Here is a 20,656-nt window from a genome sequence, read left to right on the forward strand (position 1 = left end):
GGGGGTCATCTGCAGCTAAGGCTGTCAATCATGTTCGCCCACTGGGCGTCCTTGTATTTGGTGTCGGCACCGAGCACGCCTATATTCCACTTACCCTCATAGGAGGCGTTTCCGGCCCCGTCAACGGGGATGGAGGTGGAGACGCTGTAGCCACCGAATTTGCCGGAGCAGCTGACCGTGGTATTGGGCGGCCAGTCCGTGAGCCTCAGGCCCACCACGTTGCAGGTCGCTACGGCGCAGTACCCTATGCTCGAGCCCCCACCGAACTGCCCTGCCGCCTTATAGGTCCCTGCCGAGCGCGCGTAGGTCCGGGTCCTGGCCTCCGCGCAGCTGTCGGAAGTCGGCGACTCGCCCTTCTCGGAGGAGTGCTGGACCGCCTTGACGCACAGGCGGACGTAGCCCCCCTCACCGACGTCCCACGACCTGGACCCTGAGGGTCCCACCGACGCGGATTCGTGGCCTGAGAGCACGAAGCTGGTGTCCCGGCCGTTGCCGTTGCCCCCGCTCCAGCTGCAGTCCACGCGCGTACCGTTGGCCGCGCAGCTCATGGTGGGGCCGACCGGGGACCCGAAGGGCGTGACCGTACCGGCCTCAGTGGGCGTCGAGCAGCTCTGGGTGCCGGTCTTGGCCCCGCAGGCCCGTACCCTGACGGTCGCGGCCTGGCCGTTGGACAGGCCGTTGCCGCTGAGGTTGGACACCGACTGCCAGGCGCCCCCGCCCACGCTCCACTCCAGGGACAGGTCGCTGGTGCGCCAGCCGTTGCCGGCCACCGCCGAGGTGGTCATACTGATCTGGTTGTCGCTGCCGGTGGCCGCCAGGCCCGAGGCGTTGGGGGAGGCGGGCACGCCCACCACCCAGGTGCTGACGCAGGTCTGGGAGGAGGTCCGGGCCGAGGCGTTCGCGCCATCGTTGGTGGCGGTGACGCAGAAGCTGACCTGGTCCTCGGCGGTGCCCACGCCCTCCAGGGTGGTGGACCGCGAGCCCCCCTGGACCGTGGTGCTGGCGCCGTTGGAGGAGGTCACGGTGTAGTACTCGACGTCCTTGCCGTTGGTGCTGCTCACCGGGCCCCAGCTGACGCGCACGGAGTCCGACCCCGAGGCCGTGCCCAGGCCGGTGGCCTCCGCGGAGACCGTCCCCACCGGGCCGGGGCGGCCGAAGGGGGTCACCGCCACCGACGGGGAGGACCACTCCTGGGACTGGCCCTTGGCGTTCTCGGCCTTGACCACCACCGTGTAGGCGCTGCCGTTGGTCAGGCCCGTGAAGGTGGCGCTGGTGCCGGTGACGCTCTGCTGCTGGCCGCCGGGGGACAGCGCCACCGTGTAGCCCTTGAGGGCCGAGCCCTCGTTGCTCGGGGCCGACCAGGTCACCGAGAGCTCACGGTCCCCGGGCGTGGCCACCGCCTGGGGCACGGTCCCGGGCACCACGTCGATATTGGTGGTCGCCGAGGCGGAGGCCGGGGAGTCGCCCACGGCGTTGCGGGCCACCACGTGGAAGGTGTGGTCCACGCCGTTGGTGCGCCCGGAGAACAGGCAGCTGGTGACCACGCCGCAGTCGGTGGAGTCGCCCTGGGTGTCGTCGTAGAGGGTGAAGCCGGTGACGTCCGCGCCGTTGGCCGGGCCCGCGGTCCAGGAGACCAGGGCCGTGGCCGGGGAGTTGGAGGTGGCGCTCACCGCCGTGGGCGCACCCGGCCTGTCGCGCACGGTCACGGTGACCACGCCCTCGACCTCACGGGTGGGGTCGTCGGTCTTGTCGCCCACGCGGTAGCTGACCGTGGCGGTGCCGTTGGTGCCCGACGGCGGGGTAATGCTCAGGGTGGTCCCGGACACCGAGACCGTCCCCCCGTCGGAGGAGGTGGGTGTGCCCACCAGGTGCAGGGGGGTGTCGGGGAAGGGGTTGGAGGCGTAGGAGGAGACGTCCACGCTCACGGGCCTGCCGGCGTCGGTGGTCACCGAGGCGGCGGAGAGCTGGACAAGGGGCCGGGTGGAGCCCACCACGCTCACCGGCACGCTGGCGGAGGTGCTCGCGCCCCCGGCGTCGGTGACGGTGAGGGTCATGGACCCCGCGCTGCCCCGGGGGGCGTCGGCGGACACGCCTACCGACAGCGAGGAGCCCGACGCCGAGGCGCTGACCCCGGCGGGCACGTCGGACAGGGTGTAGGTCATGGAGGCGGGGTCCTCGCCGTCGGGGTCGGTGACCCACTGGGCCATGGAGACGGCGGGGGAGGTCTCCCCGGCGGCCACCTCCACGCCGGTGGGCGTGACCACGGGGGGCCGGTTCTCACCGGGGGTGACGGTGATAGGCAGGGTCAGCGGGACCACGTTGCCCGCGGGGTCGTTGAGGTCGGCCCCGTCAGTGACCTCGAAGGTCACCGAGGAGGGCCCGGAGTAGTCCGCGGCGGCGCCGAAGGTCAGGGTGGTGGCGTCCTTGACCAGGGACGAGCCGTCCCAGCCGACGGCGGCGCTGACCTTGTCGGGGTCCGTGATCTGGACCTTCTTGCCCGGGGTGGCCAGGACGTAGTCGCCCAGGGGGATGGTCACGGTGGTGCCGGCCCTGACGGTCACGGCGCCCTTGGTGGCGTCCAGGCGCGGGACGGTCACGGTGGTGCCGGGCACGTTGACCACCGCCGAGGAGGTCAGGCCGTCGGGGTCGGTCAGGGTGTACAGGACGAAGCGCTGCTGGTCGCGCACCTCCACGACGAGCTTGCCGTCCTGGACGCGCACGCCGTCGTCGGCGGAGGAGATGGTGTCCGCGGCCACGTCCCCGTCGGGGTCCTCGTCGTTGGCCAGCACGTCCACGGGCACCCAGGCCCCGGCGCGCACCTGGTCGGCGGGGACCTCGTCGTCGCGCGCCACGGGCGCGGACAGCGGGGCGGTGGGTGAGACGGTGAGGGTCAGCAGGCCGGTGACCGGGTCGGACCTGCCGTCGGTCACCCCGTACTCCATGGTGTAGGTGCCCGGGGTCGTCGGGGAGCGCAGGGCCACCCGCGAGCCGCGGGCCGCGGGGGCCACGGCCGGGTCCTGGGAGGCGATGAGGCTCTCCACCAGGGACAGGGAGTCGCCGTCGGGGTCGACGTCGTTGGCCAGGACGGGCACGGCCACCGCCACGTCGGGGCGCACGGTGACGGCGTCGGCCACCGCCACGGGGCGCTGGTTGCTGGTGGCGGCCGGGGCCACGCCCACGCGGACCTGCGCGGTGGCGATCTTGCCCAGGCGGTCGCGCACCGTGTAGGTGAACACGTCGGTGCCGACCTTGTTCGGGGCGGCCGTGTAGGCCATCTCGGCGGTGCCCAGCTCCACGGCCCCCAGCCTGGGGCTGGTGCCCAGGCCCACCAGGGTCACGGAGTCCCCCTCGGAGTCGATACCCTCCAGGGGTACGGGGATGGTCACGGTCTCCCCGGCCACGGCCCAGGCGGTGACGTCCTTGGGGTGCGGGGGCGTGTTGCGCTCCTCGTCCATGGCCACCACCGTGACCCGTACCACGGCGGAGGCCACGTTGCCGGCGGTGTCACGCACCGTGTAGATCATGTTGCCGCTGCCGGGCTGGTCCCCGGCGCGGAAGCGCACCTGGTTGCCGGAGGTGAAGGGGGTGCCCATGGCGGGGGCGATCTCGTGCTGGAGGTCCCCGCTGACGCTCATGGTCAGGCCCGCCGGGGAGCGGTCGTTGGCCAGCACGGAGACGGTGCCGATGTCACCGGCGCGCACCACCAGGGTGTCGTCGGTGAGCTCGGGGGGCGCGCTGGCCGAGGCCGCGGGGACGGGGATGACCATGACGTGCCCCTCGGTGGTGCCGTAGGCGTTGGCCACGGTGTAGGTCACCTGGGCCGGGGCGCTCAGGCCGCTGGGGGCGGTGACGCGCAGCAGGTGGTGCTGGAGGAGGGCCGCCACCAGGGGCGAGCCCTCGGGGGTGCGCACGGACTGCACGGAGAGCACGCCCCCGTTGGGGTCCATGTCGTTGTCCAGGACCGCTACCAGGGCCTGGCCACCGGCGGGCAGGGTGGTGACGTCGTCCATGGCCACCGGCGGCAGCGAGACCGCCGGGTCCACGGCGTCCACCCGGATGAGGCCGTCGGTGGACGAGGGGCCGTCGCTGACGGTGTAGGTCAGGTAGGTGGTCCCCGGGGCCGACGGCGTGACGGTCACCATGCCCAGGTTCTGGTCCACGCTGACGCCCACCCCGGCGGGGGCCTGGCCGACGGAGACCAGGCGCAGGGTGTCGCCGTTGGCGTCGGTGTCGTTGAGCAGCGGCATGACCTGGACGCCCACCCCGGCGGGGGTGATGACGTGGTCGCCGTTGGCCACCGGGGGCACGTTGTCGTTGCCGCGCACGTCCACGCGCAGCACGCCGTCGGTCTCGGCGGTGCCGTCGGAGTAGGTGACGGTCAGGTCGGTGGTGCCGGTGGCGGAGCCCAGGTCACGGACGTTGATGGTGCCGTCGGCCCTCCAGGTGACGTCGAGGTCGGCGGGGAAGGCCACGCCCTTGAGGTAGACGGGGTCGCCGTCGGGGTCGATCCAGTCCCCGGACACGTTGAGGGAGACCTGCGCCCCGCTGGTCAGGGCCAGGGTGGAGGTGCGCAGCTGGGTGGGGCCGTCGTTGACGCTGAAGGGGTGGACGGTCAGGGTGACGGTGGCCTGGTCGGTGTCCTGGCCGTCGTCGAGGGTGTAGGTGAAGGTGGACTCCCCGGTGGCCTGCTCCTGGACCTGCGCCTGGAGGGCCGCTCCCCCGCGGACCTTGCCCACGGTGGCGAAGGAGGGGTCGGCGTCGGGGGTGGCCACCAGGACGTCGCCGTCGGGGTCGGTGTCGTTGGCGACCACCGGCAGGTAGGCGGTGCGTCCGGGGCGCACCCCGAAGGAGTCGTCCACGGCGTCGGGGGGCGTGTTCTCCTCCTTGCGCTCCTGCTGGGCCTCGTCCTGGGTCCGGGTGGAGTCCTCGTCGCTGGTCTCCTCCTTCTCGACGTCGGAGTTGACGGCGTCCCAGTTGTCCACCTGGACCATGTTCCTGTCCGGCAGCCACAGGCCCCCGGACTCGACGTCGTTGAGGACGATGACCTCGCGGTTGACGCGGAAGACGGCCCGGGTGGCGTCGTCGAGGCCGGCCACGGCCATGTCGACGTCGTCCTGGGGGCCCTCGCAGTCGCGCAGGAAGGAGCCCTTGCCGCCCCAGGCGGCGTAGGCGCACCCGGCGTGCTGGGCGGGGCGGGCGGGGGTGCCCCCGGCCAGGGTGGGCGCGACGGTGGTGACCTCGCCCTCCAGGGACACGCGCAGCAGGGCCTGGCTGGTGGACACCAGGACCTCGCCGGCGGCCGGGCCGGGGATCTGGAGGCGCCAGGAGTCGCCGGGCAGGGTGACGGTCCTGCCGCCGGGCAGGACCAGGGTGCCCGAGGTCGTGTCCAGGACCGCGGTGGCCGAGCCGACGGCGCTGACCTCCAGGACGGCCTCGGGGCCCAGGGCGGGCAGGTCGGTCTGGGTGACGTCGTAGGTGGAGCCCGCCGGGGTCAGGGTGCGCAGGGTGCCGGTGCGGGTGGAGGCGACGTGGACCGAGCCGTCGGTGCCCATGGCCAGGACCGCGCCCGGCATGTCGGTGACCAGCGGGCTGGAGGAGGCGGGGTCGAAGCTGGCGTACCGGGAGGCGGGCATGACCCAGACGTGGCCGCTGTCGGGGGCGGCCACGCCCACCGAGCCCCCGCCCAGCTCCATGCGGGCCGAGCCGGTGGCGCTGGAGGCGGTGAGGAGCTCGCTGCGGGCCACGTCCACCTGGGTGTAGGTGTCGGACTCGGTGTCGGAGACGAAGACGTCGGCGGCGGCCTGGTCCACGTCGAAGGAGGCCGAGCCGGCCCGGAACCCGGAGTCCAGGGCCTGGGAGGGGTAGTTGAGGTGGGCCACCAGGCGCATACCGGCGTTGGTGACCCACACGCCGCCGTCGTGGAGGTCCACCTCGTGGGTGGCGACGCCGGGGTTGAGCAGCACCAGGACCACCGCCGCCGCCGTGAGGACGCTCGTGACCCACACGGTCAGCCTACGTACCGAGAGACGCCGCAACAGCCGACCTTTCCACGGGGACGGGAATCCTCCGGCCGTACGACGCCGCAAGTCACGGAGGAGACGAAAAACGTCGCCGTGAGTATGCCACAGCACCAGGACGCCTCAGGGGCCTCGAGGACCCCGGATACAGACAGGTTCTGACCCATGCCCAGGTATTTCAATGTGTTTTGATCACATTACTTTATCTTGAGGCTCTTTGTTACGTGGAAGTAACGTCCCATTCTCCTCCGTCGGCCTTCACAGGCACCTGCGGAAGCGTCGCGAGTGGGTCCGCTCCCTGGCGAAGCACCAGGCGCTCCAGGAGGTGCGCAGGGTGCCCTCGTCCTGCCCGAACTCCTCACGCAGCCCCGGGTAGAGGGCGACGGCGTCCTGGAACGCCTCCTGGACCTCCTCGTAGCGTTCCAGCTTGGCCATCTCGCTGCCCGCGCGGTACAGGCAGACGGCCTGCTGGCGCCCGGTACCCCCCACCTTCCGGTAGAGGTCCAGGGCCTGGCGGAAGGAGGCGGCCGCCTCCTCGTGGCGCCCCGCCGCCCTCAGGGCGACGCCGGTGTCGTACAGGCAGTCCGCCTGGTCCTGCACGGCGCCCGGAAGGTCCCGGTACAGCTCCAGGGACCCCCTCAGGGCGTCCAGGCCCTCCTCGTGGCGCCCCACCGCCACCAGGGCCGTGCCCATGTCGTGCAGGCAGCCTGCGCGCTGGCGCCCGGTCACGAGCAGGTCGGGCGGGCCCTGCCGGGTGGGCTCCGCCTCCTTGTGCCCCTCGTCGGCGCCGGCATCCGGGTGGTCGTCCTGCTCCTGGTCCCCGGGCAGGTCGCGGTAGAGGTCCAGGGCCTGGTGGTAGACCGTCAGCGCCTCCTCGTGGCGGTCCGCGTCGTCCAGCGTCAGGCCGGTGCTGTACAGGCAGTCCGCCTGCTCCTCCTGGGTGCCCGGCAGGTCCCGGTAGAGCCCCAGGGCCTGGCCGAGCCCGGCCAGCGCCTCCTTGTGACGGCCCGTCTCCGCCAGGGCGCTGCCGGTACCGTACAGGCAGCCGGCCTGCTCCGCCCGGGTGTCCGGCAGGTCCCGGTAGAGCCCCAGGGCCTGACGGTAGGCCTCCAGGGCCTCCTCGTAGCGCCCCACCCGGTCCAGTGAGTCGCCCACGCCGTAGAGGCAGTCGGCCTGCTCTGCCTCGCACCCCGGCAGGTCGCGGCAGAGGTCCAGGGCCTGCTGGTAGGCCTCCAGGGCCTGCTGGTAGGCGGTGCGGGCGTCGTCGAACCGGCCCAGGGTGCGCAGGGTGACGCCGACCTGGCCCAGGCAGTCGGCCCGGCAGTGCTCGGCGTCGGACAGGTCGCGGTAGAGCTCCAGGGCCTGACGGAACCTGCTCAGGGCCTCCTCGTAGCGGCCCATGGCGTGCAGGGCTAGGCCGGTGTCGTACAGGCAGTCCGCCTGGTCCTTCTCCGTGCCCTTCATCTGCCGGTAGAGGTCCAGGGCCTGACGGAACCTGCTCAGGGCCTCCTCGTGGCGGCCCTCGGCGCTCAGGGCCACGCCCGACTCGCACAGGGAGTCGGCCTGCTGGTACTGGGTGCCGGGCAGGGAGGGGCAGAGATCCCGGGCGTCCCGGAAGGCCTCACGGGCCCGGGCGTAGCGGCCCGTGGCGTGCAGGGCCTTGCCAATGCCGTTGAGGCACTCGGCCTGGCTCTTCTCCGTGCCCTCCGCCTGGCGGTACAGGACCAGGGCGTCCCGGTAGGAGGCCAGGGCCTCCTCGTGGCGCTCCATACTCCCCAGGGCCAGGCCGATATTGCGCAGGCAGCCGGCCTGCCGCAGCCCCGTGCCCTCCACCTGGGCGTACAGGCCCAGGGCCTGGCGGTAGGCGGCCACCGCCTTCTCGTGGCGCTCCATGCTCCCCAGGGCCAGGCCGGTGTTGTACAGGCAGCTGGCCTGGTCCCTCTGGGTGCCCTCCACCTGGGCGTACAGGCCCAGGGCCTCCTGGAAGGCGATGCAGGCCTCCCCGTAGCGTCCCACCTGCCGCAGGGTGTTACCGGTGCCGTACAGGCACAGGGCCTGGTCCTTCTGGGTGCCGTCCACCTGGTGGTACAGGCCCAGGGCGTCCCGGTAGGAGGCCAGGGCCTCCTCGTAGCGGCCCAGGGCGTGCAGGGCCAGGCCGGTGCCGTGCAGGCACAGGGCCTGGTCACGCTCGCTGCCCTCCACCTGGCGGTAGAGCTCCAGGGCCTGGCGGTAGGCCTCCAGCGCCTCCTCGTGGCGGCCCGTGACACGCAGGGTGTTGCCCGTCTGCCCCAGGCAGTCGGCCTGGTCCTTCTGGGTGCCCTCCACCTGGCGGTAGAGCTCCAGGGCCTGGCGGTAGGCCTCCAGCGCCTCCTCGTGCTTCTCCAGCCCGTGCAGGGCCAGGCCGGTGTTGCGCAGGCACATGCCCTGCTCACGCTCCGTACCACCCTGGCTGCGGTAGAGCTCCAGGGCCTGGCGGTAGGAGGCCAGCGCCTCCTCATAGCGCCCCACCGTGCGCAGGGCCAGGCCGGTGTTGCGCAGGCACATAGCCTGCTCACGCTCCGTACCACCCTGGCTGCGGTAGAGCTCCAGGGCCTGGCGGTAGGAGGCCAGCGCCTCCTCATAGCGCCCCAGGCGGCGCAGGGTGTTGCCCGTGTTCTCCAGGCAGATACCCTGCTGGCGCTCGGTGGCCCCCACCTGGAGGTACAGGTCCAGGGCCCGCCGGTAGGCGCTCAGTGCCCGTGCGTAGCGCCCCGCGTCGTCCCAGGTGTTACCGACGTCGACCAGGCAGACGGCCTGGTCCCTCTGGGAGCCCCTGACCCGGCGGTAGAGGGACAGGGCGTCCTGGAAGGCGGCCCGGGCCTCCTCCTGACGGCCTACCGTGCGCAGGGCCAGGCCGGTGTTGCGCAGGCACATAGCCTGCTCACGCCCGGTACCGCTCTGGCTGCGGTAGAGCTCCAGGGCCTGACGGTAGGAGGCCAGCGCCTCCTCGTAGCGCCCTACCCGGCGCAGGGTGATGCCGGTGCTGTTCAGGCAGCCCGCCTGCTCCTTCTCGGCGTCCTCCACCTGGTGGTACAGGTTCAGGGCGTCCTGGAAGGAGGCCAGGGCCTCCTCGTACCGGCCGACGTCGTCCAGGGCGTTGCCGGCGTTGAGCAGGCAGCTGGCCCGCTGGCGCTCGGTCCCCTGGATCTTGCGGTACAGGCTCAGGGCGTCCTGGAAGGAGGTCAGGGCCTCCTCGTACCGGCCGGTCTCACGCAGGACCAGGCCCATGCCGTGCAGGCAGTCGGCCTGCCTCCACCTGGTGCCGTGCAGGCCGCGGTAGAGCTCCAGGGCGCTCGTGAGCTCGGCGAGCGCCTCCTCGTGGCGGCCCTCACGCCTGAGGGCGACGCCGGCGTCATACGTCTCGCGCGCGCGCCTGCGTCCCTCCTCATCTTGGCTTGGCATCCTCATCTCCCGCCTATCATAGACAACAATATTTTAACATATGACGCATGTGTCCGGTACCGGGTAGGGCGTACCCGCGGAGGCCTCACGGCAGGCCCCTGTCCTCGGCGAGGCTCCGGGTGCTCCAGGCGCGGTGCAGGGTGTCGTCGTCCACCCCGGCCTCCTCGCGCAGGCCCGGGTGGAGGCCGACGGCGGCCGCGTAGGTGCTCGAGGCCTCCTCGTAGCGTCCCAGCTCAGCCAGTGCGCCGCCAAGACGGTACAGGCAGGTGCCCTGCTGACGCCCGGTGCCGGCCAGGGTGGCGTAGAGGTCGGCGGCGGCGCGGTAGGAGGCCGCCGCCGCCTCGTGGCACCCTGCCGCCCCCAGGGCGACGCCGGTGTCGTACAGGCAGGCGGCCCGGTCCCCCACGGAGCCGGCGTCGTAGAGCTCCGAGGCCTCCTGGAGGGCGTCCACGGCCTCGGTCAGGCACCCCACCTCCGCCAGGGCCCTGCCCACCTCGTGCAGGCAGCGGGCCTCCTGCGCCTGGGCGCCGCCCAGGTCGCGGTAGGCCCTCAGGGCCCGGCGGTAGGAGACCACGGCCTCCTCGTAGCGCTCCTGCCCCATCAGGAAGCGGGCGGCCTCGTGCAGCTGGTCGGCCTCCTGGCGCCCGGCCCCGGGCTGGTCGGGCTGGGCGGCGTGGTCGGGCTGGGGTACCTGGGCGGCGTGGTCGGCCGCCACGTCACCGGCGGGCTGCCTGCCGACAGGAGGCGGGGCCTCGTCGGCCTCGTCCTGCGGGCGCCCCAGCGCCTCCAGGCAGTGGCGGATGCCCCTCAGGCAGTCGTCCTGGTCCGTCTTGGTGCCCTCCACCTGCCGGTAGGCCTCCAGGGCCTGGCGGTAGAGCTCCAGGGCCTCGGCGTACCTTCCCGCCCGACGCAGGCAGCTGGCCGTGTTCTCCTGGCAGACGGCCTGCTGACGCCCGGTGCCCTCGACCTGCCGGTACAGGCCCAGGCTCTGCTCGTGGGCGGTCGCAGCCTCCTCATAGCGTCCGAGCTTCTCCAGAGCGCTACCAGTATTGAACATGACAAGAGCCTGACGACGCTCGGTCGCCTCCACCTGGCGGTAGGTCTCCAGGGCCTGGTGGTAGGAGCCCAGCGCCTCCTCGCAGCGCCCCTGCCCCACCAGGGCCAGGCCGGCGCCGTTCAGGCAGTCGGCCTGGTCCCGGGTACTGTCCTCCACCTGCTGGTAGGCCTCCAAGGCCTGGCGGTAGGCCTCCAGCGCCTCGGCGTAGCGACCCAGGCGGCGCAGGGTGCCGCCGATGTTGTACAGGCAGTTGGCCTGGCCCCGGGTAGCGCCCTCGAGCTGGTAGGCCTCCAGGGCCTGGTGGTAGGCCTCCAGCGCCTCGGCGCAGCGATCCAGGTCGTCCAGGGCGTTACCGGCTCTCAGCAGGCAGTCGGCCTGCTGGCGCACCGTGCCGGGCACGGCTCGGTAGGCCTCCAGGGCCTGGTAGAAGGCCGACAGCGCCTCCTCACGGCGCTTAAGAGCGTCAAGGGCCCGCCCGGTATTAATGACGCAGTCCGCCTGGTCACGCTCACTGCCCTCCACCTGGCGGTAGGCCTCCAAGGCCTGGCGGTAGGCCTCCAGCGCCTCGGCGTAGCGACCCAGGCGGCTCAGCAGGACGTTTCCGATGTTATACAGGCAGTCGCCCTGGGCCCGCGTCGTGCCCTCCACCCGCCGGTAGGCCTCCAGGGCCTGGCCGTAGAGGTCGACCGCCTCCTCGTAGCGCCCCACGTCGCCCAGGGCGTTACCGATATCGAGCAGGCAGACGGCCTGCTGGCGCACCGTGCCGGGCACGGTACGGTAGGCCTCCAGGGCCTGGTAGAAGGCCGACAGCGCCTCCTCACGGCGCTTAAGAGCGTCAAGGGCCCGCCCGGTATTAATGACGCAGTCCGCCTGGTCACGCTCACTGCCCTCCACCTGCTGGTAGGCCTCCAAGGCCTGGCGGTAGGCCTCCAGCGCCTCGGCGTAGCGACCCAGGCGGCTCAGCAGGACGTTTCCGATGTTATACAGGCAGTCGCCCTGGGCCCGCGTCGTGCCCTCCACCCGCCGGTAGGCCTCCAGGGCCTGGCCGTAGAGGTCGACCGCCTCCTCGTAGCGCCCCACGTCGCCCAGGGCGTTACCGATATCGAGCAGGCAGACGGCCTGGGGGCGCGCCGTGCCGGGCACGGTACGGTAGGCCTCCAGGGCCTGGCGGAAGGCCTTGTGGGACTCCTCATAGCGCCCCAGGCCGCGCAGGGCCCGCCCGATACCACCCAGGCAGTCCGCCTGGTCCCTCTCAGCGCCCTCCGCCCTGCGGTAGTCCTCCAGCGCCCGGCGGTAGATCTCCAGGGCCTCCTCGTAGCGGTTCAGGCGGCGCAGGGTGTTGCCCGTGTTCTCCAGGCAGAGCCCCTGGGCCCGCGTCGTGCCCTCCACCCGCCGGTAGGCCTCCAGGGCCTGGCCGTAGAGGTCGACCGCCTCCTCGTAGCGTCCCAGGTCGTCCAGGGCGTTACCGATGTCGAGCAGGCAGACGGCCTGGGGGCGCGCCGTGCCGGGCACGGTACGGTAGGCCTCCAGGGCCTGGCGGAAGGCCTTGTGGGACTCCTCATAGCGCCCCAGGCCGCGCAGGGCCCGCCCGATACCACCCAGGCAGTCCGCCTGGGCCCGCGTCGTGCCCTCCACCTGCCGGTAGGCCTCCAGCGCCTGGTGGTAGATCTCCAGGGCCTCCTCGTAGCGGTTCAGGCGGCGCAGGGTGCCGCCGACGTTGTACAGGCAGGTGCCCTGGACCTGCGTCGTACCCTCCACCTTGCGGTAGGCCTCCAGGGACTGGCGGTATGAGGTCAGGGCGTCCTCGTAGCGCCCCAGGTCGTCCAGGACGTTACCGGCTCTCAGCAGGCAGACGGCCTGCTGGCGCACCGTGCCGGACACGGCTCGGTAGGCCTCCAGGGCCTGGCGGTAGGCGCTCAGGGCCTCCTCACGGCGCTTAAGGGCGTCAAGAGCCCGCCCGATACCACCCAGGCAGTCGGCCTGGTCTCGCTCACTGCCCTCAACCTTGCGGTAGGAGGCCAGCGCCTTGCGGTAGGCGGTCAGGGCCTCCTCGGGGCGGCCCGCCCGGCGCAGGGTGTTGCCCGTGTTCTCCAGGCAGATCCCCTGGTCCTGCGTCGTGCCCTCTACCCGCCGGTAGGTCTCCAGGGCCTGGCGGTAGGCGGTCATGGCCTCCTCGGGGCGGCCCGCCCGGCGCAGGCAGTTCGCCATGTTCTCCCGGCAGATGGCCTGCTGACGCTCAGTGCCCCCGATCTGCTGGTACAGGTCCAGGCTCTGCTCGTGGGCGGTCACGGCCTCCTGGTAGTGCCTGAGATCCTCCAGGCAGTCACCGATATTGAACAGCACGAGGGCCTGCCGACGCTCGGTCCCCTCCACCTGGCGGTAGGCCTCCAGGGCCTGACGGTAGGCGGTCAGGGCGTCCTGGCAGCGGCCCAGCCCCGTCATGGCCAGGCCACGACCGTACAGGCAGTCGGCCTGCTCACGCTTGCTTCCCTCCACCCGCCGGTAGGTCTCCAGGGCCTGGCGGTAGGAGGTCATGGCCTCCTCGTAGCGCCTGGCCCGGCGCAGGGTGCCGCCGATGTTGTACAGGCAGTTGGCCTGCTCCCGCGAGGTCCTCCCCACCTGGCGGTACAGCTCCAGGGACTGGCGGTAGGCCTCCACGGCCTCGGCGTACCGGCCGACGTCGTCCAGGGCGTTGGCGGTGCTGTGCAGGCAGTTGGCCTGGTCGAGCTCGGTCCCCGGCAGCTGCCGGTAGATGTCCAGGGCCAGGCTGTAGGGGGCCAGGGCCGCCTCGGAACGCCCGGCACCCGTCATGGCCAGGCCGACGCCGTTCAGGCAGTCGGCCTGGTCCTCCTCGGTGCCCTCCACCTGCCGATAGAGGCTCAGGGCGTCCTGGTAGGCGAGGCGGGCCTCCTCGTACCGCTCCGAGCGGCGCAGGGCGTTGGCAGCGTTGTACCGGCAGTTGGCCTGGTCCCGCTGCGTGTCACCTACCTGGCGGTACAGCTCCAGGGACTGGTCGTAGACCTCCAGGGCCTGGCTGTAGCGCCCCGTCGTCTGCAGGGTCAGGCCAATGCCGTAGTGCAGGCAGTTGGCCTGCGCCACGGTGGTGCCGGGCAGGGCGCGGTAGAGCTCCAGGGCCTGGTGGTAGGCGGCCAGGGCCTCCTCGCACCTGCCCGCCTCACGCAGCCTGACGCCCTCCTTGCGCAGGGCGTCGGCCCGCTGGCGGTCCGGGCCGGGCCTGCCGTTGGTGACCGGGGCGGGGCCTGAGGGGAGGGGGCCTGGGGAGGTGGTGCCCGGGGCGCCGGGCCCTTGCCGGTCGGTAGCGGACACGGTCCTGCCGATGCCGCGCAGGCAGGACCTGTAGTTGTCCTGCCTCAGCTCCCTGGCCCACTTGGGCAGGGCGTCGTAGAGGCGCACGGCCTGCTCATAGGCCGCCCGCGCCTCCTGGCGCCTGCCCAGTGCGATCAAGGTCTCACCGGTGCCGTGCAGGCAGTCAGCGTACTCGTCCTTGGCGTAACCGAGGTCACGGTAGATGTTCACGGCCTGCTGGTAGGCCTCCAGGGCCTCCTCGTAGCGTCTCATGGCACGTAGGGTCTGGCCGATCCTGAACAGGCAGCTGGCGGGCTTCCAGCCGGTGTCGGAGGTCTCACGGTAGATGCTCAAGGCACTTCTGAGCTCGGCAAGCGCCTCCTCGTACTGCTCGCTGTGCAGGAGCTTCGTTCCTGCGTCGAAGTGCTTCTTCGCACGCCCCTCGTCCTTGTGCGCCATTCCTGCCTCCTGCCTCGCGTGATCCGTCGTGTGTGCGTACCTGGCGCGCGCCCGCCGTGAGACAGTTCTGGGGTCAGTGGCTCTCCGCCGTTGGGGAGGGGCGGGGCCGACGCGTGGGTGCCAGCTCCGAGCCTAGGAGGCCGAAGGGCCCAAGGGCGTGATCCACACGCCCTTGGGCCCGGTGATAGGACACGATGTCGGCGGTAACAGGCCGCTGGCGTGACCCGCGCCCCAGGCAAGGGGCGTCCGCGCAGGTCAGCCCTGGCGCGTGCGCCCGGGGGCGTCACCGTCCTCGGCGAGGCGCCGGGCGCTCCAGGCGGCGCGCAGGTCCTCGGCGTCGGCCTGCCCGACCTCCTCGCACAGACCCGGGCAGAGATCCTCCGCCCCCTGGAAGGCGGCCGGGGCCTCCTCGTAGCGTCCCACCTCCACCAGGGCCAGGCCGGTGCTGTGCAGGCAGGCGGCCTGCTGGCGGCTGGTGTCCGGCAGGCTGCGGTAGAGCTCGACGGCGTCCTGGTAGGCGGTCAGGGCATCCTCGTGACGCCCCACTACGCCCAGGACCACGCCCGTGTCATACAGGCACCCGGCCTGCTCCGCCACGGTGCCACTCAGCGTGCGGTACAGGCCCAGGGACTCGTCCAGGGCGGTCAGGGCCTCCTCATAGCGCCCCGTCTGCGCCAAGGTGGTACCCAGCTCGTGCAGGCAGCTGGCCCTCTCCGCCACGGCGCCCTCCTCCCGGTAGTCCTCCAGGGCCTGGCGGTAGGCGGCCACGGCCTCCTGGTCGCGCCCCAGCTCCACCAGGAGGGTGCCGACGCGGAAGTGGCAGACGGCCCTCACCTTGTGCGCCTGGTCACCCTGCCCGCCAAGATCCAGGATCTGCCGGAGAGCGGTCAGGGCCTCCTCATAGCGCCCCGTCACCCACTGGGCGATGTCCGCGCAGTGCAGGAGGCACTCGGCCTGCTCCTCCTGGGTGCCGGGCAGACTGCGGTAGAGGCTCAGGGCCTGACGGTAGACCGCCTGCGCCTCCTGGAACTGGCCCGCCTCACTGAGGCAGTCGGCAGCAGCCCGCAGGCACCAGGCCTGGTCCGACTGGGTGTCAGGCAGGCTGCGGTAGAGCTCCAGGGCGTCGTGGAGGGCGGTGCGGGCCTCCTCGTGGCGCCCCAGCTTCCTCAGGGCCAGACCGGTACCGCGCAGGCAGTCGGCCTGGTCCGACTGGGTGCCGTCCAGGGTGCGGTAGAGCTCCAGGGCGTCGCGCAGGACCGCCAGCGCCTCCTCGTGGCGCCCCGCCCGCAGCAGGCTGAGGGCGGCCATGTACAGGCAGTGGGCCTGCTCCTCCTCGCACCCCTCCACCTGCCGGTAGGTCTCCCGGGCCTGGCGGTAGGCCTCCGCGGCCTCCTGGTACCTGTCGAGGTCGTCCAGGACGCTGCCGGTACTTCCCAGGCACTCAGCCTGCGCCTCCTGGGTGCCCTCCACCTGCTGGTAGAGGCCCAGGGACTGCCGCAGGCAGGTCAGGGCCTCCTCGTAGCGCCCCAGCTTCTCCAGGGCCAGACCGGTACCGCGCAGGCAGTCGGCCTGGTCCCGCTCGCTGCCCGCTACCTGGCGGTAGAGGTCCAGGGACTGCTCGAACCTGGCCAGGGCCTCCTGGTAGCGACCCTCCCGGTGCAGGACGTGACCGGTGTTCTCCAGGCAGACACCCTGCAGCCGCTGGGTGCCACTGACCTGGCGGTAGGTCTCCAGGGCCTGGAGGTAGGCGTCCGCGGCCTCCTGGTCCTGCCCCAGCGCCCCCAGGACCAGGCCGATGCTGTTGAGGCACTCGGCCTGGCCCGCCTTGGTGCCCTCCTGACGGTAGGCGTCCAGGGCCTGGCCGTAGACGGCCAGGGCCTCCTGGTACCGTCCCGCCCTGCGCAGGACCAGGGCCTGGTCACGCAGGGAGTCGGCCCGCTGCTGCGCGACGCCGGAGGACGTAACGCCCCCTGACGATGGGGCAGGTGGAGCGGGCGGGGCAGGTGGAGCGGGGGCGGGCGGGGCTGACGGGGCGGGGGCGGTGTCCTGGGTCCCGCCCTGGCCCAGCGCACGCAGGGCGATATCGATTCCCACCTGGCAGTCGGCCTGGTCCTTCTCGGTGCCCTCCACCTGGCGGTAGGTCTCCAGGGCCTGGCGGTAGGAGGCCAGGGCCTCGGCGTAGCGGCTCATGCGGCACAGGGTGTTACCCGTGTTCTCCAGGCAGACCCCCTGGTTTCGCGTCGCATCCTCTATCTGGCGGTAGACCTCCAGGGCCTGGCCGTAGGTGTCCACGGCCTCGGCGTAGCGCCCCAGGTTGTCCAGCGTGTTGCCAATGTCAAGCAGGCAACCAGCCTGGCTGCGCGCTGTCCCGGGCACGCTGCGGTAGGCCTCCAGGGCCTGGCGGAAGTTGTCCAGCGCCTCCTCATAGCGCTTGAGGCCGCGCAGGACCGTCCCGGTACTGCCCAGGCAGTCGGCCTGGTCCTCCGTGGTGCCACTCACCTGCCGGTAGAGGCCAAGGGCGTCCTGATAGGCCTCGCGGCTCTCCTCGAGGCGCCCCGCCAGGGACAGGGTCTTACCGGTGTTGTACAGGCAGTTGGCCTGGTCCTTCTGGCTGCCCTCCACCTGCCGGTAGATCTCCAGGGCCTGGCGGTAGACCTCCAGGGCCTGGCTGTAGTGCCCCGTCGTCTGCAGGGTCAGGCCAATGCCGTAGTGCAGGCAGTCGGCCTGGTCCTCCGCGGTGCCGCCAATGCCTCGGTAGGCCTCCAGGGCCTGCCGGAAGGCGTCCAGCGCCTCCTCGTGACGCCCTTCCCTGCGCAGGGCGAGAGCGTCGTTGCGCAGGGAGTCGGCCTGCTGGCGCGTGGTGCCGGACGACGGGACACCCCCTGACGGTACGCCGGACGGTGCGGCGGCCCCCGGCGCAGCACTGGCTGGCGCGGCGGTCCCTGGCGCGGAACCGCTCGACGCCGGCCCGGCACTGGCGGGCGCGGCGGCCCCGTCCCGGCCCAGCGCACGCAGGGCGCGGTCGATCCCCGCCTGGCAGTCGGCCTGGTCCTTCTCGGTGCCCTCCACCTGCCGGTAGATCTCCAGGGCCTGACGATAGGAGTCCAGCGCCTCAGCGTAATGACTTTCCTGGAGCAGGGAATCGCCAGTACTATAGTGGGAACTGGCCTGCTTCTTACTGATGTCAGACCGGTAAGGCCACAGATGCTGCGCCAGCCGGTAGGCGGCAGCAGCCTCCGTATAACGCCCTAGTGCGCACAGGGTGGCACTCGCGTCACTCAGACAGTAAGCTCGCTCCTTCTTGTAGTACTTGGAGCCTTTGTAGTCACGGTAAGTATTTGCAGCCTGCTGATAAGCGGTCACGGCCTCCTCGTAGCGCCCTAGCGCACGCAGCACATCGCCGACGTCACTCAGGCCGCTAGCCCGCCGCGTTTCGAAGCTCTTCTCCTTGCGCCAGTAGTCCAGGGCCTGCTGAAAAGCGGACAGGGCCTCCTCGTGCTGCCCCATTTCGTACAGAGCCTCACCAGTTTTTTTCATGAGTTGGCCCCGCTCGTAGTCCGAGTCGGACACCAATGCACCCTGCCGGTACTCCGCTATGGCCTCCTCGTATCGTTTCATGTCACGCAGGGAGTCGCCAGCTCCCTCCAGACAGTCTGCCCGTCGAAAATCGAAATCGCACACGTCCGCACCCTGTCGGTACGCCTTGAGGGCCTCCTCGTACCTCCCTAGCTTACGTAGAACCCCACCAATATCCTCCAGGCAACAAGACTGCTCGAACTCGTCACCCAGGCTGCGATATATACTGAGAGCCTCCTTATACGCGGCAAGCGCCTCAGCATACTTACTTTTCCACTTAAGTTCAAAGCCCTCATCGCACTTCTTCTTTGCGCGCCTGCGCTCTTTCCTGTCCTGACGTGACATTTTTATCTCCCGTCTACCTCAGACAAACACAACCTGACACGATCTCTCACAGACCCCTCCTGAGACGTCGCAGGTGGGCACCGCGGCGAGCACGGCCCTCAGACGCGCCGCGAGCAACGCCCTCAGACGGCGGACCTGGTCCTGGTCATCCTGCCAGTAGTACATTCCTATAACCCCCTAGCTGTCGATTACCTGCTGACAGTGTGCCCGCCCAGCACCCGAGCCCCGCGGGCCGCGGGACCGCCGTTCCAGGCGTCGCCTATCCACCCGATGAAGTCACCCGGGACCGCCGGCCGCCGCAGGCCACCGGCCCGGGCCCTGCCCGCGCACCCGGATCCCTTGGTGCCGTGCCCCTCCGCGGCCTAGAACTGCCTAGAACAGGTACCCCGCCTGGGCCATGCCCCACAGGATCGGGTCCAGGACCCTGAAGGGGGAGACGCCCCGCAGGGTCAGCTGCTGGTTGTGCTCCGGCGTCTCACCCAGGGCCGAGACCGCGAAGTGCCGCAGTTCGCCGATCTTGTGGCTCTGGTGCGCCTGCTCGGCCAGGAGCACCACACTGTTCTGCCCGAGCTCCTGATACAGGGTGCGCAGCTCGGCGTCGAGGAGCTCGGAGTCGCGGTCCAGGGCCTTGACCGCCTCGCGCGGTGGCAGGGCGGCACGGGCCATGGTGTCGTCCTGGTTGATCTGGGACCCGGGGTTGGCCAGGGGCAGTGCCAGGGGGTTATTGGCCTGCGGGAGCTGCTGCAGGGAGTCGAACTTGGAGATGGTCAGGGCCATGGGCGCCTTGCTCCTCTCCATCTGGTTGAGGACATTGGCGAGCACCTTCTCCGCGGGCGCGCCCAGGCGCTTGGGATCCACGTCCGGGATAATGCCGGACAGGACCTGGCGGACGCCGTTCAGGCGCAGCGGGTCGAACAGGAAGACCACGAGATCCGCCCGGCTGAAGAAGGAGAAGGCCTTGGACCGCCCCACGATCTTCTCCAGGTCCTCCCCCGCCGCGTCACGGATGACCAGGAAGAGCCTTCCCAGGGGCCCGCCGGACATGTCCCAGATCAGCGGGTCGCGCTGGTAGGCGCCACCGGCACTGACCGGAGGTGTGCCCCTCATGGTGATGTTCTCGTCGAACAGGGGCTTGTAGTACTCACGGTTGTAGACGTCCAGGGTGCCCTGCGTGTAGGGGCTCACCGTGCAGGCCCGGGACTGGGCGTAGCGTGTGAGCGACTGCATGCCGACCCCGATGTACACCGACTTGCCGGCGCCGCGCGCACCCGCCACCGCCACGGTGAAGGCGCGGGAGCTCCGCCAGCCCGCGGGGATGTCGTAGTGGCAGGTGGGGCAGATCTCCTGGGTGCACCGGCTCTGGCAGCGACGGCAGGGGACCGAGGAGGGCAGGACCTTGATCTCACCGGTCAGGGAGGCCCGGTACCAGGGTGTTAGGAGCACGTTCGTCCCGGCGTACTCGGAGGCCACCGGGTCACTGGTCTGGGGGCAGGTGCCCGTGCAGCGGAAGACGACCTGGTCGTCGGGCAGCGGCGTGAAGCACGAGGGGCAGGCGGTGGTCATGCGGGGACTCCATTCGTGTCTGCGGGGTGGCTGACCCACTCCAGGAGCGGGGTGAGTGTGCTGAACGTGTGCTGCGTGAACGCCGTGTCCTCACGGCGCAGCTCGTGCCACACCTCCTTGGTGGGCACGAAGACCTGCCCGGCGGGCAGGATCTCAGCGAGCTCCGGGGAGCCGATGACCAGGCTCTCGCCGTCGCCGTCCAGCAGCGGCATGTCGGTCACGACGACGGTGCGTCCCCTCCCCCGGAGCCGGGAACCGCCCACGTAGCCCACCCCGTGTGCCAGCGCCCCGCCGGCCCCCTCCCGGACCACCGCCGGGGGCGTGGCACCCAGGGTGGCGTAGACGTCGTCGAGCCACCGGGTCAGCGCCTCGACCTCCCGGGCGTGGCGGCGCATGGAGGAGGAGTCGTCCAGGAGCACCGTGCCCACGGTGGGACGCAGAACCCGTCCGTTCTCCTCACAGCGCCTGACGCACCACCCGCCCAGGCTGAGGGCGACCTGCCCCTCCGCGCCGGGTACGAGGACCAGCCCCCGCTCGGTACGACGCAGCTGGACCAGGGGCGCCTCCACCTGCCCGGTCACCGGCAGGCCGCGCAGGAGGTAGCCGGCTCCCCCGCCGGCGTCCACCGAGAGGTCCACGACGCAGTCCGCCGGGAAGGGCTCACGGCTCACGGTGAGTGCCCGGATAGTGACCGGCTTGTCCGGGGCGACGGCGCCCACGGGGAACGCGAGCGTGTCGCGGGCCGCCCCGAGGTACTTGGGCGTGGTGGTGGTACCCGTGGCCGCCACGGTGGCGGGGACCTTGCTGACGAGGGTCAGGGTGAGGGCGGAACGCCCCGTGACCGGGAGCTCGTCCCACTCACCGTAGGAATGGATACTGGACATGAACTACG

At 71.3% G+C, this 20,656-nt stretch carries 6 protein-coding genes and 1 pseudogene; all 7 read right to left on the bottom strand.

From position 1 onward, the window contains the following. Positions 1 to 5 precede the first annotated feature (5 nt). Positions 6 to 6,005: an Ig-like domain-containing protein gene (locus tag C3V41_RS14175; RefSeq protein ID WP_106109650.1), complete on the bottom strand. Its 6,000-nt coding sequence runs from the start codon at positions 6,003 to 6,005 to the stop codon at positions 6 to 8. Between the two features lie 270 nt (positions 6,006 to 6,275). After that, the gene (locus C3V41_RS06900; protein ID WP_165271593.1) at positions 6,276 to 9,458 is read right to left on the bottom strand and encodes a tetratricopeptide repeat protein; all 3,183 of its coding nucleotides are present in this window, start codon (positions 9,456 to 9,458) and stop codon (positions 6,276 to 6,278) included. Between the two features lie 85 nt (positions 9,459 to 9,543). Further along, a complete protein-coding gene (locus C3V41_RS06905) occupies positions 9,544 to 14,280 on the bottom strand; it encodes a tetratricopeptide repeat protein (protein WP_106109652.1) in 4,737 nt (1,578 codons plus the stop codon). Positions 14,281 to 14,535: 255 nt separating this feature from the next. Next, positions 14,536 to 17,898 carry a tetratricopeptide repeat protein gene (locus C3V41_RS06910; RefSeq protein ID WP_254423509.1) on the bottom strand — a complete coding sequence of 1,121 codons (3,363 nt, stop codon included), beginning with the start codon at positions 17,896 to 17,898 and terminating at the stop codon, positions 14,536 to 14,538. A gap of 123 nt (positions 17,899 to 18,021) precedes the next feature. After that, positions 18,022 to 18,201 (bottom strand): annotated as a pseudogene (locus tag C3V41_RS14385) (hypothetical protein); the annotation flags it as partial. Positions 18,202 to 18,573: 372 nt separating this feature from the next. Further along, positions 18,574 to 19,764 carry a GTPase domain-containing protein gene (locus tag C3V41_RS06915; protein WP_106109654.1) on the bottom strand — a complete coding sequence of 397 codons (1,191 nt, stop codon included), beginning with the start codon at positions 19,762 to 19,764 and terminating at the stop codon, positions 18,574 to 18,576. Continuing rightward, positions 19,761 to 20,648 (bottom strand): hypothetical protein, encoded by an 888-nt coding sequence (locus tag C3V41_RS06920; RefSeq protein ID WP_106109655.1) that lies wholly within the window; start codon positions 20,646 to 20,648, stop codon positions 19,761 to 19,763. Before C3V41_RS06920 ends, C3V41_RS06915 begins: the two co-directional genes overlap by 4 nt. Positions 20,649 to 20,656: the final 8 nt, after the last annotated feature.

This window comes from Actinomyces sp. oral taxon 897, assembly GCF_002999235.1.
Lineage (GTDB): Bacteria > Actinomycetota > Actinomycetes > Actinomycetales > Actinomycetaceae > Actinomyces.

Excerpts from the sequence above, each read along its gene's own strand:
- C3V41_RS06905 (WP_106109652.1), bottom strand. The coding sequence starts at position 14,280 with ATGGCGCACAAGGACGAGGGGCGTGCGAAGAAGCACTTCGACGCAGGA.
- C3V41_RS06900 (WP_165271593.1), bottom strand. The coding sequence starts at position 9,458 with ATGCCAAGCCAAGATGAGGAGGGACGCAGGCGCGCGCGCGAGACGTAT.
- C3V41_RS06910 (WP_254423509.1), bottom strand. The coding sequence starts at position 17,898 with ATGAAACGATACGAGGAGGCCATAGCGGAGTACCGGCAGGGTGCATTG.
- C3V41_RS06915 (WP_106109654.1), bottom strand. The coding sequence starts at position 19,764 with ATGACCACCGCCTGCCCCTCGTGCTTCACGCCGCTGCCCGACGACCAG.
- C3V41_RS06920 (WP_106109655.1), bottom strand. The coding sequence starts at position 20,648 with ATGTCCAGTATCCATTCCTACGGTGAGTGGGACGAGCTCCCGGTCACG.